The organism is Kitasatospora sp. NPDC001539 (assembly GCF_040298565.1).
Taxonomy (GTDB): domain Bacteria; phylum Actinomycetota; class Actinomycetes; order Streptomycetales; family Streptomycetaceae; genus Kitasatospora.
This window is the reverse complement of the sequence record NZ_JBEPAK010000171.1, coordinates 1-15245: the sequence shown is the minus strand read 5'-3', so window position 1 is coordinate 15245 and position 15245 is coordinate 1. Positions and strand designations below refer to the sequence as shown.

Here is a 15245-nt window from a genome sequence, read left to right as displayed (position 1 = left end):
GACGGCGGGGGGGGCTCGGGTGCCCCGGTCCCGCCCCTTCTGGTGTGCCCGCGGTCAGCAGCAGTCCTGGACCACCAGCCCGGCGGGCAGCTGGTCCCCGCCGAACACGGCGACCGTCGCCGGGTCGCCGCCGAGCGCGGCCACCGCGAGCAGCAGCGCCCCGGCCGTCCAGGTGGTGCGCTCCTCGGGCCAGATCGCGTCGTCCTCGAACACGTACCCGGTCCAGTAGGAGCCGTCCTCGTGCCGCAGGTGCTTCTGGATCCAGCGCAGGATCTCCACGGCGCGGTCGGACTGCCCGATCGCCCAGAGCGCGAGGGCGAGTTCGGCACTCTCCCCGCCGGTCACCCAGGGCCGGTCGCTGACGCAGCGCACGCCGAGGCCGGGGACGACGAAGCGGTCCCAGTCCCGCTCGATCCGGGCCACCGCGGCGTCGCCGCGCAGGCCGGTGCCGAGCACCGGGTAGTACCAGTCCATCGAGTAGCGGTCCTTGTCGAGGAACCGCTCGGGGTGGTGGGCGACGGCGTGCCGCAGCCGCCCGGTCGCGAGCTCCCAGTCGGGCTGGGGCTCCTCCAGGTAGTCGGCGATGGCCAGGCCGCAGCGCAGCGCGTGCAGGATGCTGGAGGAGCCGGTCAGCAGCGCCTCCTCGGTGGCGGTGCCGTCCTCGGCGACCCGCCAGGCGATCGGCCCGCCGGGCAGCCGCAGGCCGACGATGAAGTCCAGGGCCCGCCGGACCACCGGCCAGATCCACTCGAGGAAGGCGTCGTCGCCGGTGCTGAGGTGGTGGTGCCAGACCCCGACCGCGATGTACGCGCAGAAGTTGCTCTCCTTGGCGCGGTCGGTGACCTCGCCGTCGGTGTACGCGGCGTACCACGAGCCGTCCGGGTTCTGCCGGGCGGCGAGCCAGCGGTAGGCGGCCTCGGCGGCGGCGTGCTCGCCGGCGGTGTCGAGGGCCATCGCGGCCTCGGTGTGGTCCCAGGGGTCGAGGTGGTGGCCCGCGAACCAGGGGATGGCACCGTCGGCGCGCTGTTCGGCCAGGATGCTGCGGACGGTGCCGGCCGCCTGTTCGGCGTCCAGCACCCCGTCGAGCAGCAGCACCTCGGGGACGGCGGCGGTCATGCCTTCGCCCGCTGCGGCTTGGACGCGTAGGCGACGAAGCTCTTGCCGATGAGCGGGTTGAGCGCCTTCTCGGCGGCCCTGGTGAGGCTGCTGATCACCGGGGTGCCGACGATGTCCCAGACGAGCAGCTGGTGGTACGCCTTGACCGGCAGCGCCTTGTCGTTGTCCACGCCGACCGCGCACTTGATCCACCAGTACGGCGAGTGGAGGGCGTGCGCGTGGTGGGTGCCGTACGGCTCCAGGCCCGCGTCCCTGAGCTTGCCGAGCAGTTCGTCGCCCCGGTAGATCCGGATGTGGCCGCCCTCGACCTCGTGGTACTCGTCGGACAGCGCCCAGCAGATCTTCTCCGGCAGCCAGCGCGGCACGGTGACGGCGAGCAGGCCGCCCGGCTTGAGGACGCGGAACATCTCGTTCAGCACGCCCTTGTCATCGGGTATGTGCTCCATCACCTCGGAGATGATGATCTTGTCGAAGTACTCGTCCTCGAACGGCAGCGCCAGCGCGTTGCCCTCCATCGCGACCGCCGACGCGCCCTCGGGGGCCTCACCGGCCTGCTCCATCGCGGCGAACCACTTCCGCACCTCGGCGATCTCCTCGGCGTTCTGGTCGAGGGCGATCACGTCGGCGCCGCGGCGGTAGCACTCGAACGCGTGCCGGCCCCCGCCGCAGCCCAGGTCGAGCACCCGGTCGCCGGCGGCGAGCGGGAAGCGCGAGAAATCGACGGTCAGCACTGCAGGGCTCCCATTCCTATTGCTACCAAGCATCCTTGACGCTTCGTCAGACCACTTCCCGGCTCCCGGGGCGGGTTGCCCGGAAGCACGTCGCTCGAACACGCCGCCCGGGGCACGTCACTCGGGACCCGCCACCGGGGCACGCCCCGGGGCGGCCGCCCGGGTCGCGCCGACCGGGCGCGCCGCTCAGGGCACGTACCGCCAGCCGGGCCCGGAGCGGGCCCGGGCGCCGGCGCCAGTGGCGATCGCCGCGCGGTACGCCTCGGCGGTCAGTTCGGCGGCCCGCTCCCAGGTGAACCGGGCCAGCACCCGTTCCCGCCCGGCCGCGCCGAGTTCGGCGCGCAGCCGCGGGTCGTCCAGCAGCCGGCCGAGCGCGGCGGCCAGCGCGTCCGCCTCCCCCGGCGGCACGGCCAGACAGGTCTCCCCGTCCGGCCCGGCCACCTCGGGGATCGCACCGCCGGTGGTGGCGACCAGCGGGGTGCCGGTGGCCATCGCCTCGGCGGCGGGCAGCGAGAAGCCCTCGTACAGCGACGGCACGCAGGCGACCTCGGCCGACCGGTACAGGTCGACCAGCTCCCGGTCGCTCAGGCCGGTGCGGAACTCGATGTGCTCCGCCAGCCCGAAGCGGCGCACCGCCTCGGCCACCGGCCCCTCGTCCTTCTGCGGCTTGCCGACCACCACCAGGTGCGCCTCCCGCTCGGTGCGGACCTTGGCCAGCGCCTCGACCAGGAAGACCAGCCCCTTGAGCGGCACGTCCGCGCTGGAGGTGGTGACGATCCGGCCGGGGACCCGCTCGACCTGCGCCGAGGGCGACCAGAGCCGGGTGTCCGCGCCGATCGGGACCACCGAGATCGCGCCGGGGGCGGCGCCCAGGTGCTCGGCGATCTCGCGCTGCGAGGTGCCGGAGACGGTGATCACGTGGTCCAGCCGGGCGGCGACCCTGCGCTGCATCCGGGTGAAGGCGTACCAGCGGCGCAGCGACAGCCGCTTCAGCCGGGTGGCGGCCGCGTCCAGCTCCAACCGGCGGTCCACGGTGATCGGGTGGTGGATCGTGGTGACCAGCGGGAAGCCGTGTCGGGCCAGGCCGAGCAGGCCGTAGCCGAGGGTCTGGTTGTCGTGCACCACGTCGTAGCGGCCCTTGTGGCGGGCCAGGTACTGCCGGGCGCGCAGCGAGAAGGTGAGCGGCTCCGGGAAGCCGCCGGTGCGCATGGTGGCGAACTCCAGCAGGTCCACCGGCCCGCGGAACTCGCCGAGCCCGGGCGTGCGGAACGGGTCGTCGGCGCGGTAGAGGTCCAGGCTGGGCAGCTCGACCAGCCGTACCGAGCCGGGCCCCTCGACCTCGTCCAGCACGGGGTAGGGCTGGGCGCCGATCACGTCCACGTGGTGGCCGAGTCGGGCCAGCTCCCGGGAGAGGTGCCGTACGTACACGCCCTGGCCGCCGCAGAACGGGTCCCCGCGGTATGACAGCAGGGCAATCCGCAGCGGGTGCGCGGTCATCCTGGGCCCTCATCTCTGGCTGCTATCGGTGCTACTGGTGCTGCCGGTCGCTAAAGTAGATCAGGTTTCAGTGGCTGTGGAACTCGACAGCGACCGTGTGAACAATGAGAGACCTCGAAGATACCGGCCCGTAGCTTTCGCTCAGGAGCCAGGGCTGGTGATTCCCGCCACGCCGGCCCGACCGGCCGCGGTCGACCCCGGTCGGCCTCGGGTCGACGTCGCGTCGGCCTTCTGGAGCACGCCGCCACCCACGCGCCCCCGGGAGCACACTTGCCGTCGCCGACCACGTCCGTGAGCCCCACCCCCGCGCCCGCCGGCGAGCCGCCGCTGACCGCGCGGCAGGCCGAACGGCGCCGCCGGATCCTGCGGGCCGCCACCGCCCTGGCCGCCCGCGGCGGGTACGAGGCGGTGCAGATGCGGGAGGTCGCGGAGAGCGCGCAGGTCGCCCTCGGCACGCTGTACCGGTACTTCCCGTCCAAGGTCCACCTGCTGGTCGCGGTCATGCTGGAGCAGTTGCAGGGCCTCCAGGAGCACATCCGGCGGCACCCGCCGACCGACCGGGAGCCGGCCCTGCGGGTCGCCGACGCGCTCACCCGGGCCTTCCACGCGCTGCAGCGCGAGCCGCTGCTGGCCGAGGCGATGGTCCGCTCGATGTGCTTCGCCGACCGCTCGGTCGGCACCGAGGTGGACCGGATCAGCGCGGTCACCGGGCAGCTCATCCTGGACGCGATCGGCCAGTCCGCGCCGCCCAGCGACGCCCAGCGGGCGGCCGTCCGGGTGATCGAGCACACCTGGCACTCGGCCCTGGTCGCCTGGCTCTCCGGGCGCGCCTCGATCGCCGAGGTGCGGGCGGACCTGCACACCGCCGCGCGGCTGCTGACGCTGACCTGAGCGGCCCGCGACTGGAACCTGTTCCTGCCGCCACCCGCTCGCCCGCACCGGGCCGGCGGCTAGAGTCGACGGGCGACACAACTCCATCCCGCTCCTCCCCCCGGGGGAAGCCGGTGCGAATCCGGCGCTGACCCCGCAACCGTGAGCCCGGACGCCGCACCGCTCGGCCCCGGACGAGTCGGAGCACCCGGTCGGAGGGGCGAGCGGCCAGCCCGGACGCCCGCGCCCGGCACCCGTCGAGGACTACGGAACGGCCCCCAACCGGGCCACCACCGCTCACCGAAAGGCACGACCCCACCATGCTGAACGCCGCCCGACTGGGCGCCGCCGCCCTGTCCGCCGCGCTGCTCTCCGGCGTCGCCGCCGGACCGGCCCTCGCCGACAGCCCCGCGCCCGCGGCCCCCGGCAGCCCGGCCGCGCCGTCGAGTGCGGGCGCCCAGGGCAGTCCGACGGCTCCGGCCGCGCCGTCGAGTGCGGCCGCCCCGGTCCTCCCGGACGGCCTCTACGGCAAGAGCGACCCGACGTACGACGGCGTCTGGCGGCAGTCCCTGGCGCTGAGCGCCCTGTCCGCGGCCAAGGTCACCCCGGCCGACTCCGCCGTGGCGTGGCTCACCGGGCAGCAGTGCGAGGACGGCGGCTGGCCCTCGTACCGGGCGGCCGGCGCGGCCTGCGACGCCAAGACCGAGGACAGCAACGCCACCGCCGTCGCCATCCAGGCGCTGGTGGCCCTCGGCGGGCACCAGGGCGCCGTCGACAAGGGCGTGCAGTGGCTCAAGGCCAACCAGAACCCCGACGGCAGCTGGCCCTACAACCCCGGCAACCCGGGCGACGCCAACTCCACCGGGCTCGCGGTCAACGCGCTGTTCGCGGCCAGGACCGACCCGGCGAGCGTCGCCAAGGCGGGCAAGGGCGGCGCGGCCGGCAAGAACGCCTTCGACGGCCTCGCCCTCTTCCAGCTCGGCTGCACCGCCCCCGCCGACCAGCGCGGCGCCTTCGCCTTCCAGCCGGACCCGGCCGGCGGCGCCCTGGCCCCCAACACCCTGGCCAGTGCCCAGGCCGCGCTCGCCGCCGCCGGCGGGCACCTGCCGGTCACCACCTCGGTGCGCGCCGACGCGACGCCCACGGCCCTGGCCTGCACCGACGGCTCCGCGCCCGCCACCATCCCGCACGCCGAGGCAGGCGAGGCGGTCAGCGCCTACCTCACCGCTCAGCTCACGGCGGGCAGCGAACACCTCTCCGTCGCCGCTCCCGGCGCCGAGCCGAAGCCCGACTACGCCGCCACCGCCTGGGCGGCGCTCGCCCTCGTCCAGAGCGGCCACCCCGAGCAGGCCTCCGATGCCGTCGACTGGCTGGAGGGCCAGGGCGCCACCTGGACCAAGAACGGCACCGACGCCGCCGCCACCGCCACCCTCCTGCTGGTCTCCGAGGCCGCGCACCGCAGCACCGCCGACCTCACCGGGCAGCTCACCGCCCTCGGTCCGGCCCCCAAGGCCGGCGCCGCCACCGCCGAGGCCACCCCGGCGGCGAAGAAGGACAGCGGCTTCGGCCAGCTCTGGCTGATCATCGTCGGCCTCCTCGTCGGGATCGGCGGCGGCCTGCTGCTCAGCCTCCAGCGCAAGCGCAACCCCAACCTTTGATGCGGCCGGCAGTCCACGACGCCCCGGCGGGCGGTGCCTGCCCCGCCCGCCCGGGGAACGGGGGGACGGCCCGCGGACGCCGGACCCGCACCACCGCCCTGCTCGCCCTGTCCGGCGCGCTGCTGCTGCTCGTCCACGCCGCCACGCCCGCCCGGGCCGCCGGCGGGTACCGCTACTGGTCCTTCTGGCGCGGAGCCGACGGCGGCGCCTGGACGTACCAGCAGCAGGGGCCCGCGATCGCCGTGCCGCCGGACGGGGCGGTCGACGGATGGCGCTTCGCCGTCAGCCCCGACGGCGGGCAGGACGCCGCCAGGCCCCGCGATCGGGCGCGCTTCGAGGAGGTCTGCGCCGGCACCCCTGCCCAGGACGGCCGCAAACGGGTGGCCGTCGTGCTGGACTTCGGGACCGCCGAGGACGCCGGCGCGCCCGCCGCACAGCCCCCGCAGCAGCGGACGGCCTGCGCCGTCGCCGCGCCGCGCGCCACCTCGGCCGAGGTGCTGGCCGCCGTCGCCCCGCCGCTGCGCTACGACACCAACGGCCTGCTGTGCGCCATCGCCGGCTACCCGGCGGCGGGGTGCGCCGAGCAGCTGGGCGCGGCCGCCGCGCAGCCGGCCGGCGGCCCGGCGCCGACCCCGCAGCACGGCGGCGGCCCGGACGTCGGCCTGATCACCGGGGGCGCGCTGGTCGCCGTCCTCGCCGGCGGCGCCGCCTGGCAGGTGCGCCGCCGCCGCACCCCCTGACCCGACCGCGCCTCCACCCCCTCACCCAGGACCGATCCGTGAGCAGCACCGCCCGTCGCACCCGACCGCCCACCGGCCCCCGCCAACTGCACCCGGGGGCCTGGTGGCTGTGGGCGCTCGGGCTCGGCGCGGCGGCGACCCGCACCACCAACCCGGCGATCCTGCTGCTGCTCGCCGCGACGGCCGGGTACGTGGTCGCGGCGCGGCGCGGCGATGCGCCCTGGTCCCGCTCGTACGGGGCGTTCCTGCGGCTCGGCCTGCTGGTGCTCGGCATCCGCCTGGCCTTCGCCGTCCTGCTCGGCTCGCCGATCCCCGGCACCCACGTGCTGTTCACCCTGCCCGAAGTGCCGCTGCCCGCCTGGGCGCAGGGGGTGCGGATCGGCGGGCGGGTCACCGTCGAGGGCCTGCTCGCGGCGCTGTACGACGGGCTGCGCCTGGCCACCCTGCTGATCTGCGTCGGCGCCGCCAACTCCCTGGCCAGCCCGGCCCGTCTGCTGCGCGCCCTGCCCGGTGCGCTCTACGAGGCGGGCGTGGCCGTGGTGGTGGCGATGACCTTCGCGCCGAACCTGGTCGCCGACGTCCGCCGGCTGCGCGCCGCCCGGCGCCTGCGCGGCCGTGCGGACAAGGGCGTCGCGGCCGTACTGAGCGTCGGACTGCCCGTCCTGGAGGGCGCGCTGGAGCGGTCCATCGCGCTGGCGGCGGCGATGGACACCCGGGGTTTCGGCCGCACCGCCGACGTCCCCCGCCCGCTCGCCAGGGCGACCGCCGCGCTCACCCTGACCGGACTGCTCGGGGTCTGCCTGGCCGCGTACGGGCTGCTGACCGCCGGCGGCGCCGGCTGGGCGCCGCCGGTGCTGCTGCTCGGCCTGGCCGCCGCCTTCGCTGGGCTGCTGCTCGGCAACCGACGCTCCGTCAGGAGCCGTTACCGGCCCGACCCCTGGGCCCTGCCCGAGTGGCTGACGGCGGGCTCGGGCGCCGCCGTCGCGGCCCTCACCACCTACCTGGCCGGCCACGACCCGGCCGCCTTCGCCCCCACCGTCGTCCCGCCGACCGTCCCCGCGGTGCCACTGGCCGCCGTGCTGACCGCACTCCTCGGCCTGGTACCGGCGTTCGCCACCCCGACCCCGCCCCGGAGGGCATCGTGATCACCTTCGAGCAGGTCTCCGTCCGGTACGCGGACTCCGCCGGCCCGGCCCTGAGCGACGTCGACCTCACCGTCCCCGAGGGCGAACTCTGCCTGCTGGTGGGCCCGTCGGGCTCCGGCAAGTCCACCCTGCTGGGCACGGTCAGCGGCCTGGTGCCGCACTTCACCGGCGGTGTGCTGCACGGCCGGGTCACCGTCGGCGGCCGGGACACCCGCGAGCACCGCCCGCGCGACCTCGCCGACCTGGTCGGCACGGTGGGCCAGGACCCGGCGGCGCGGTTCGTCACCGACACCGTGGAGGAGGAACTCGCGTACGGCATGGAGTCCCTGGGCCTGCCGGGCGACGTCATGCGGCGCCGGGTCGAGGAGACCCTCGACCTGCTCGGCCTCGCCGACCTGCGCGACCGCGCGCTGGGCTCGCTCTCCGGCGGCCAGCAGCAGCGCGTCGCGATCGGCTCGGTGCTCACCGTGCACCCGCGCGTGCTGGTCCTGGACGAACCCACCTCGGCGCTCGACCCGGGCGCCGCCGAGGAGGTGCTCGCCGTCCTCCAACGGCTGGTGCACGACCTCGGCACCACCGTGCTGATGGCCGAGCACCGGCTGGAGCGGGTCGTCCAGTACGCCGACCAGGTGCTGCTGCTGAGCCCGGGGGCGGCCCCGGTGCTGGGTGGGCCCGCCGAGGTGATGGCGCACTCCCCGGTGCACCCGCCGGTGGTCGGCCTCGGCCGGCTCGCCGGCTGGCGTCCGCTGCCGCTGTCCGTCCGCGACGCGCGCCGCAAGGCCGCCCCGCTGCGCGCCGAGCTGGACGGCCGGGCTCCCGCCCCGGCCGGCGCCCCGGCCGGCGCGCCCGTCGCCGTCGCCGACCGCCTCGCCGTCCGACGCGGCCCCGTCCAGGCCCTGCGCGGCGTGGATCTCTCGCTGCGCCCGGGTGGGATCACCGCCCTGATGGGCCGCAACGGCGCCGGCAAGTCCACCCTGCTCGGCAGCCTGGTCGGCCTGCACGCCCCCGCCTCCGGCAGCGTCACCGTCGGCGGCCGCATCCCGCACCGCACCCGTCCCGCCGAACTGATCCGCCGGGTTGGCCTGGTCCCCCAGGACCCGCGCGACCTGCTGTACGGCGAGAGCGTCGCCGCCGAGTGCGCGGCCGCGGACGCCGACGCGGGCGCCGGCCCCGGCACCTGCCGCGCCCTGGTCGAGCGCCTGCTGCCCGGCGTCGCCGACACCGCCCACCCGCGCGACCTCTCCGAGGGCCAGCGCCTGGCCCTCGCCCTCGCCGTCGTCCTCACCGCCCGGCCCCCGCTGCTGCTGCTGGACGAGCCGACCCGCGGCCTGGACTACGCGGCCAAGGCCCGGCTGGTGGAGATCCTGCGCGACCTCGCGGACGAGGGCCACGCCGTGCTGCTGGCCACCCACGACGTCGAGCTGGCCGCCGAACTGGCCCACCGGACGGTGATCCTGGCCGAGGGCGAGATCGTCGCGGACGGCCCGACGGCGGAGGTGGTGGTCTCCTCCCCGGCGTTCGCGCCGCAGGTCGCCAAGGTGCTGGCACCGGGGCCGTGGCTCACCGTCCGGCAGGTCGCGGAGGCTTTGAGCGCATGAACGGCCGTCCCGTCCCGCTCGGCCGCCGGTCCACCGCCGCCCTGCTGCTGGTGTCCGCCGTCGGTGTGGCGGCCTTCGGCTGGCCGCTGCTCGCCTCCACCGGCTCGGCGCTGGTCGGGCACTCCGCCGACGCCCCGTGGCTGTTCGCCCTGCTGCTCCCGCTGCTGCTCGCCGTCGTGGTCGCCCAGATCTCCGAGGGCCGCTCGGCGGGCGGCGGGGCGCCGGGGCTGGACGCCAAGTCCGTCGCGCTGCTGGGGGTGCTGGCGGCGGCGGGCGCCGCGCTGCGACCGCTGGGCGCGGGGACGGCGGGGCTGGAGCCGATGTTCTTCCTGATGGTCCTCTCCGGCCGCGTCCTCGGCCCCGGCTTCGGCTTCGTGCTGGGCTCCCTGTCGATGTTCGCCTCCGCGCTGCTGACCGGCGGGGTCGGGCCGTGGCTGCCGTTCCAGATGCTCGCCATGGGCTGGGTCTGCCTCGGATCGGGGCTGCTGCCGGGCGCCGCCGCCCTGCGCGGGCGCCGCGAACTCCTGCTCCTGGCGGTCTACGGCGCCGTCTCCGCCGTCCTGTACGGCACCGTCATGAACCTCCAGGGCTGGCCCTACATCGCGGGCCTCTCCAGCTCCGTCTCCTTCGTCCCCGGCGATCCGCTGCCGGCCAACCTGGTGCGCTTCGCCGCCTACTGCCTGACCACGTCACTGGGTTGGGACCTGCCGCGCGCCGCCCTCACGGTCGTGCTCTGCCTCACCCTCGGCACCCCCGTCCTGCGGGCCCTGCGCCGCGCCACGCGGCGCGCGGCCTTCGACGCCCCCGTCGACTTCCGTCCGCCGCCAGCCGGGTGAACCACCGGCTCCCGGCCGCGCCGGACACCGCCACCCCTCCGGTTCCTCCACGATCATCACGACCGTGACCCGAACCCCGACCCGCACCGCCACGGCCACCGCCCTCGTCCTCGTCGCCGCCCTGGCCGCCCCCGCCGCGGCCGCCGCCTCCGCACCACCCCGCAGGGCCCGCTGCCTCGGCGTCGGTGACACCCGCCACGACGCGGACCCCCTCCGGGTCCGGCCGTGCCTGGGCACCGCCGGCCAGCGCTTCACCCTCGACGGCGGCCGGGTGAAGGTCACCGACACCGTCGGCACCGCACGGGAGATGTGCCTCGACGTCGACTACACCGGCGAGAACGGCGACGACGTGCGGATCTGGTCCTGCGAGCGCTCCCGGGCCGGCCGCGCCAACCAGACCTGGCTGCTGCGCGAGGGTTCCTTCGTCCTCCAGCGCACCGTCGGCACCGCGGACGAGATGTGCGTCGACGTCGGCCCGGCGAGGGACGACGGCGACGCCGTCTTCCTGGCCACCTGCGGACCGGCCGACCCCGACCAGGCCTTCGTCCTCGACGACGGCGCCATCGAGGTCCGCGACACGCTCTGAGCACCCCCGGCGCCCGCAGCCGTCCCTCTCCGCCGCCGAACGCGCCCGCGCAAGCCCCGCGCGCTCCGAATGCCCACGACACGCCCTGGCAGGCCATCTGCCGTCCAGTGACAATTCGCCGTAGATTTGACGGACCGTCACCCCCAGGGCCCGTCTTCGGACCCGCGCCTGCGGGGCGGCGCCCCCCGCCCTCGGCCGGGAGGTACCCCCAAGGCACGCGTCCCGTCGCGCTGCCGTCGATCGCCGATGGCCCCCAGCCTTCGGCCGGCAGGTGCCCCCCGCCGGAGGTCCTTCTCCCCCCCACCGCACGGACTCCTCCCCGGCCTCCGGTCGGGAGGTGCCTCCGTCCTCCGCCTCGCGATGCACGCACCCCCATGCCGCCCCGCCCGCCCCCCGGGGACGACGGGGGTGCGAAGACGGGCCCCACGCCCGCCCGGCTCGGTTCCCTTCCGACTCCGTCGATCGGTGGTTGCCATGACCCGACGCACTCCCCTGTGGGCGCGAATCCTCCGGCTCGGACTCGGCGGCTGCCTCCTGGCCGCCGCGACCGGCGCCGGCAGCGCCGAAGCCGCACCACTCCCCCAGGCGAACTCCTCCCAGGAGCAACGCATCGAATCCCTCCTCGCCCAGCTCACCACCGACGAGAAGGTCACCCTGCTGCGCGGCCTCGACGCACCGGACGGCGTGCACTCCGTCGGTTACGTCCGAGGGGTCCCCCGGCTCGGCATCCCGCCGCTGCTGCTGTCCGACGGCCCGGCCGGCATCCGGGACGGCCAGCCCGCGACGGCCCTGCCGGCGCCGGTGGCACTGGCCGCCGCCTTCGACCCCCGGCTGGCGGCCGGCTACGGCGACGTCCTGGGCCGGGAGGCGAGGGCGCGCGGCTACCAGGTGCTGTACGGGCCGATGGTGAACATCGTCCGGATCCCGCAGGGCGGGCGGAACTTCGAGACGCTCGGCGAGGACCCGTTCCTGGCCGGGCAGCTCGCCGCCGCCGAGGTGCGCGGCATCCAGGCGCAGAACGTCGCCGCGCAGGTCAAGCACTACGCCGCCAACAACCAGGAGGACAACCGCCAGTCGTATAGCTCGGACGTCGACGAGCGGACGCTCACCGAGATCGAGCTGCCGGCCTTCCGGGCGGCCGTCAGGAGCGGCCGGGCCTGGTCGGCGATGTGCGGCTACAACCCGGTCAACGGGATCTGGGCCTGCGAGAACTTCCCGCTCCTGCGCGACGTGCTGAAGGGCCGCTGGGGCTTCGACGGAGTGGTCGGCTCCGACTACCCGGCCACCCACTCCTCGGTCAACGCCGCCGCCGGCGGGCTGGACCAGGAGTTCGGCGGCTCCACCTACTTCGCCGACCTGCCCGCCGCGGTCTCCGACGGCCGGCTGGCCCCGGCCGTGCTGGACGACCAGGTCCGGCGGGTGCTGCGGCTGATGGCACGCACCGGGGCGCTCGACGGCGCCCAGCCGCCCGCCTCCGACCCGGCCGCGGGCGCACGTGACGCCCGGGCGGCGGCCGCCGCCGGCACGGTGCTGCTGCGCAACCAGGGGGCCGTGCTGCCGCTGGACGCCACCCGGCTCAAGTCCGTCGCGGTGATCGGCCCGTGGGCGGACCGGGCCTACACCGGCGGCGGCGGATCCTCGCACGTCACGCCCTACGCCGAACACACGGTGACGCCCCGTCAGGGCATCGCCGCCAGGGCGGGGGCGAGCGTCTCCGTGCGCTACCACCCGGGCGACGACCCCGGCGCGGCCGCGTCCGTGGCCACCGGGGCGGACGCGGCGGTCGTGGTCGTCGGCGACGAGGAGACCGAGGGCGCGGACCGCGGCTCGCTCGACCTCGCCCCGGCGGACGACGCGCTGATCCGGGCCGTCGCCAAGGCCAACCCGCACACCGTGGTGGTGCTCAACACCGGCGGCCCGGTCACCATGCCGTGGCTGGACGCCGTCCCGGCCGTCGTCGAGGCCTGGTACCCGGGCGAGCAGAGCGGCGCCGCGCTCGCCGACGTGCTGTTCGGCGACGCCGACCCGGCCGGGCGGCTGCCCGTCACCTTCCCGACCTCGGCCGGCGCCGCGCCGATCCAGGACCCCGCCCAGTACCCCGGCACGGACGGCGCCTACCACTACACCGAGGGCCTCAAGGTCGGCTACCGCTGGTACGACGCGAGCGGCACCGCCCCGCTGTTCCCCTTCGGCCACGGCCTCTCCTACACCGCCTTCGACTACGCCAACCTCTCCGTGACCGGCCCCGACGCCGCCGGGCGGGTGCGGGTCTCCTTCGACCTCACCAACCGCGGCAGCCGGACCGGCACCGAGGTGCCGCAGCTCTACGTCGCCTTCCCCTCCACCGCGGGCGAGCCGCCGCAGCAGCTCAAGGCCTTCGACAAGGTCACCCTGGCACCCGGCCGTTCGACCCGGGTGGAGCTGCAGCTGGACCGCTCCTCCTTCTCCGTCTGGGACCAGGACACCCACGGCTGGCGGATCCCCGGCGGCCAGTACGGCCTGACGGTCGGCTCCTCCTCCCGCTCACCGCAGCTGCGGGGCGCCGCCTTCGTACCGGCCTCACCCGCCGTCTCCGCGTGGTCCGGACGGATCACCGGCGCCGACGGATCCTGCCTGGACGCCGAGGCCGCCGCCGCGAGCCCCGACCAGGCCGTACGGACGGCCGGCTGCGCGGGCACCGCCGCCCAGGACACCACGGTCGGCTCGGACGGCAGCATCGGCGTCCTCGACGGCTGCCTCACCCCGGACGGCCACGCCGACGGCGCCGCCGTCCGGCTGCGGGACTGCACCCAGGACCCCGACCAGACGTGGCGCCTGCGCCCGGACACGTCGTTCCTGCACGCCGCCTCCGGTCGCTGCCTCGCCGCCGCCGACGGCCGGCTGCTGCTGCGGGACTGCTCCGGGGCCGCCGAGCAGCACTGGTCCACACCCCGCCCGAGCGGCCCGCTGACCGGCGTCGCCGGGCAGTGCGTGGACGTCAACCGCGCATCGACGGTGAACGGCACCGTCGTCCAGCTCTACCACTGCAACTCCACCGGCGCCCAGGACTGGTCCGTCCGCCAGGACGGCTCGCTCAGGGCGTTCGGCAAGTGCCTGGACGTCACCAACGGCTGGACGGCCGGGGGAACGCCCGTCCAGCTGTACGAGTGCAACGGCACGGGCGCCCAACGCTGGCAGCCGCGCGACGACGGCACCCTCCTCAACCCCGTCTCCAACCGGTGCCTGGACGCCCGCGACGGCAGCAGCGCCGACTGGACCCGGCTGCAGATCTGGGACTGCACCGCCGGTGCCAACCAGCGCTGGACCCTGCCCTCGTGAACCCCGCCCTCGTGAACCGCCCCCGCTGAGCGCCGGTCCGCCGCCGCCCGCGGTCCGGCCCGGCTCCGCCGGGTCGGGCCGTCCCGTTCCGCTGCGGATCCCCGCCACACCGTTCGGATGACCCGAACGCCGCCGTACGCTGTCCGGCAGCACCCAGCACCGACATGACCGCGCCCACGCCACGGCCGTTCGGGGGAACCGAGGAAACCAGTGGAACTCCGTCAGTTGCGCGTCTTCGAAGCCGTCGCCGCCCACCGCACCGTCACCACCGCGGCGGCGGCTCTCGGCCTCGCACCGTCCTCCGTCTCCGAACAGATCCGCACGCTCGAACGCAGCCTGGGCATCGAGCTGTTCGACCGGGCTCCGCGCGGGATGACCCTCACCCCGGCCGGTCAGCGGCTGCTGCCGTGGTCCCGCAGGCTCCTCGACCAGGCCGACCAGGCCCGCCGCGAGGTGCGGGCCGGGCGGGCCAGGGTCCGGCTCGGCGCCCTGGAGACCATCGCGGCCACCCACCTCCCCGCCGTCCTGGCCCGTCTCGCCGAACGCCGGCCCGACCTGGACGTCTCCCTGCACACCGACACCGCCCGGGACGCCCTGCTCGGCGGGGTCGCCGCCGGGGCCCTGGAAGCCGCACTGATCCTGGACGCCGCCGGGCCGCTCGGCGAGCTGGGCTTCTACCTCCCGCCCGCCCCGCTCGACCACCTCGACCTCACGGACGTCCCGCTCGCCCTGGTCGCCGCCCCCACCCACCCGCTGGCCCGCGCCGCCGCCCTCACCCGCCGGGACCTCGGCGGCCAGCGCCTCCTGGTCGACTCCCCCGCCTGCTCCTTCCGGCTGGCCGGCGAACGCCTGCTCGGCAACGACGTCGAACGCGTCCGCACCGGCGGCGTCACCGTCACCCGCGCCTGCGCCGAACAGGGCCTCGGCATCGCCCTCCTCCCCGGCTTCGCCGTCCACGAGCCCCTCGTCTCCGGCACCCTCGTCCGCCTCCCCCTCGACCCGCCGCCCCTGCGCCTCCGCCTCGTCCGGCGCGCCGACCGCGAAACCGTCCCGGGCCTGCGCGACGTCCTCCACGCCGCCGCGGCCTGAGAGCACGCGGGCCCGGCCCCGCCCCGGACACCGAACGGCGCGCCCCGGACCCCCGGGGCGC

General features: G+C 76.1%; 12 protein-coding genes and 1 riboswitch. Of the genes, 9 read left to right on the top strand and 3 right to left on the bottom strand.

Going from position 1 to position 15245, the window contains the following annotated elements:
- Positions 1–54: 54 nt before the first annotated feature.
- The 3 genes from ABT247_RS23660 to ABT247_RS23650 all read right to left on the bottom strand — a co-directional run bounded on the left by ABT247_RS23660 (position 55) and on the right by ABT247_RS23650 (position 3344).
- Complete coding sequence (locus tag ABT247_RS23660) at positions 55–1116, bottom strand: prenyltransferase/squalene oxidase repeat-containing protein (RefSeq protein WP_350745378.1); 1062 nt, start codon at positions 1114–1116, stop codon at positions 55–57.
- Positions 1113–1847 carry a class I SAM-dependent methyltransferase gene (locus ABT247_RS23655; RefSeq protein WP_350745376.1) on the bottom strand — a complete coding sequence of 245 codons (735 nt, stop codon included), beginning with the start codon at positions 1845–1847 and terminating at the stop codon, positions 1113–1115. Before ABT247_RS23655 ends, ABT247_RS23660 begins: the two co-directional genes overlap by 4 nt.
- A gap of 186 nt (positions 1848–2033) precedes the next feature.
- Positions 2034–3344 (bottom strand): glycosyltransferase family 4 protein, encoded by a 1311-nt coding sequence (locus tag ABT247_RS23650; RefSeq protein ID WP_350745373.1) that lies wholly within the window; start codon positions 3342–3344, stop codon positions 2034–2036.
- Between the two features lie 291 nt (positions 3345–3635).
- On the opposite strand from ABT247_RS23650, the gene ABT247_RS23645 reads away from it, so the two are divergent.
- The 9 genes from ABT247_RS23645 (at position 3636) to ABT247_RS23605 (ending at position 15184) form a co-directional block, all read left to right on the top strand.
- Positions 3636–4235 (top strand): TetR family transcriptional regulator, encoded by a 600-nt coding sequence (locus ABT247_RS23645; RefSeq protein WP_350745371.1) that lies wholly within the window; start codon positions 3636–3638, stop codon positions 4233–4235.
- A gap of 104 nt (positions 4236–4339) precedes the next feature.
- Positions 4340–4391, top strand: a riboswitch (cobalamin riboswitch).
- A 143-nt stretch (positions 4392–4534) separates the two neighbouring features.
- On the top strand, positions 4535–5872 hold the full coding sequence (locus ABT247_RS23640) for an SCO2321 family membrane protein (RefSeq protein ID WP_350745368.1): 1338 nt from the start codon (positions 4535–4537) through the stop codon (positions 5870–5872).
- Entirely contained in the window at positions 5872–6612 is a 741-nt protein-coding gene (locus tag ABT247_RS23635; protein WP_350745365.1) for an SCO2322 family protein, read from the top strand. Before ABT247_RS23640 ends, ABT247_RS23635 begins: the two co-directional genes overlap by 1 nt.
- 38 nt (positions 6613–6650) lie before the next feature.
- Entirely contained in the window at positions 6651–7757 is a 1107-nt protein-coding gene (locus ABT247_RS23630) for an energy-coupling factor transporter transmembrane component T family protein (RefSeq protein WP_350745362.1), read from the top strand.
- Positions 7754–9355, top strand: coding sequence for an ABC transporter ATP-binding protein (locus ABT247_RS23625; protein ID WP_350745359.1), 1602 nt, complete (start codon positions 7754–7756; stop codon positions 9353–9355). The genes ABT247_RS23630 and ABT247_RS23625 overlap by 4 nt, the downstream gene beginning before the upstream one ends.
- A complete protein-coding gene (locus ABT247_RS23620; protein WP_350745356.1) occupies positions 9352–10191 on the top strand; it encodes an ECF transporter S component in 840 nt (279 codons plus the stop codon). Before ABT247_RS23625 ends, ABT247_RS23620 begins: the two co-directional genes overlap by 4 nt.
- Positions 10192–10255: 64 nt before the next feature.
- Entirely contained in the window at positions 10256–10777 is a 522-nt protein-coding gene (locus ABT247_RS23615) for an RICIN domain-containing protein (RefSeq protein WP_350745353.1), read from the top strand.
- A gap of 474 nt (positions 10778–11251) precedes the next feature.
- Positions 11252–14095, top strand: coding sequence for a glycoside hydrolase family 3 C-terminal domain-containing protein (locus ABT247_RS23610; RefSeq protein ID WP_350745350.1), 2844 nt, complete (start codon positions 11252–11254; stop codon positions 14093–14095).
- A gap of 210 nt (positions 14096–14305) precedes the next feature.
- Complete coding sequence (locus tag ABT247_RS23605; protein WP_350745347.1) at positions 14306–15184, top strand: LysR family transcriptional regulator; 879 nt, start codon at positions 14306–14308, stop codon at positions 15182–15184.
- The last annotated feature ends 61 nt before the right edge of the window (positions 15185–15245 follow it).

What these genes read in the sequence shown, in the direction of transcription:
- ABT247_RS23640 (WP_350745368.1), top strand. Translation starts at nt 4,535, where the DNA reads ATGCTGAACGCCGCCCGACTGGGCGCCGCCGCCCTGTCCGCCGCGCTG.
- ABT247_RS23620 (WP_350745356.1), top strand. Translation starts at nt 9,352, where the DNA reads ATGAACGGCCGTCCCGTCCCGCTCGGCCGCCGGTCCACCGCCGCCCTG.
- ABT247_RS23610 (WP_350745350.1), top strand. Translation starts at nt 11,252, where the DNA reads ATGACCCGACGCACTCCCCTGTGGGCGCGAATCCTCCGGCTCGGACTC.
- ABT247_RS23635 (WP_350745365.1), top strand. Translation starts at nt 5,872, where the DNA reads ATGCGGCCGGCAGTCCACGACGCCCCGGCGGGCGGTGCCTGCCCCGCC.
- ABT247_RS23660 (WP_350745378.1), bottom strand. Translation starts at nt 1,116, where the DNA reads ATGACCGCCGCCGTCCCCGAGGTGCTGCTGCTCGACGGGGTGCTGGAC.
- ABT247_RS23650 (WP_350745373.1), bottom strand. Translation starts at nt 3,344, where the DNA reads ATGACCGCGCACCCGCTGCGGATTGCCCTGCTGTCATACCGCGGGGAC.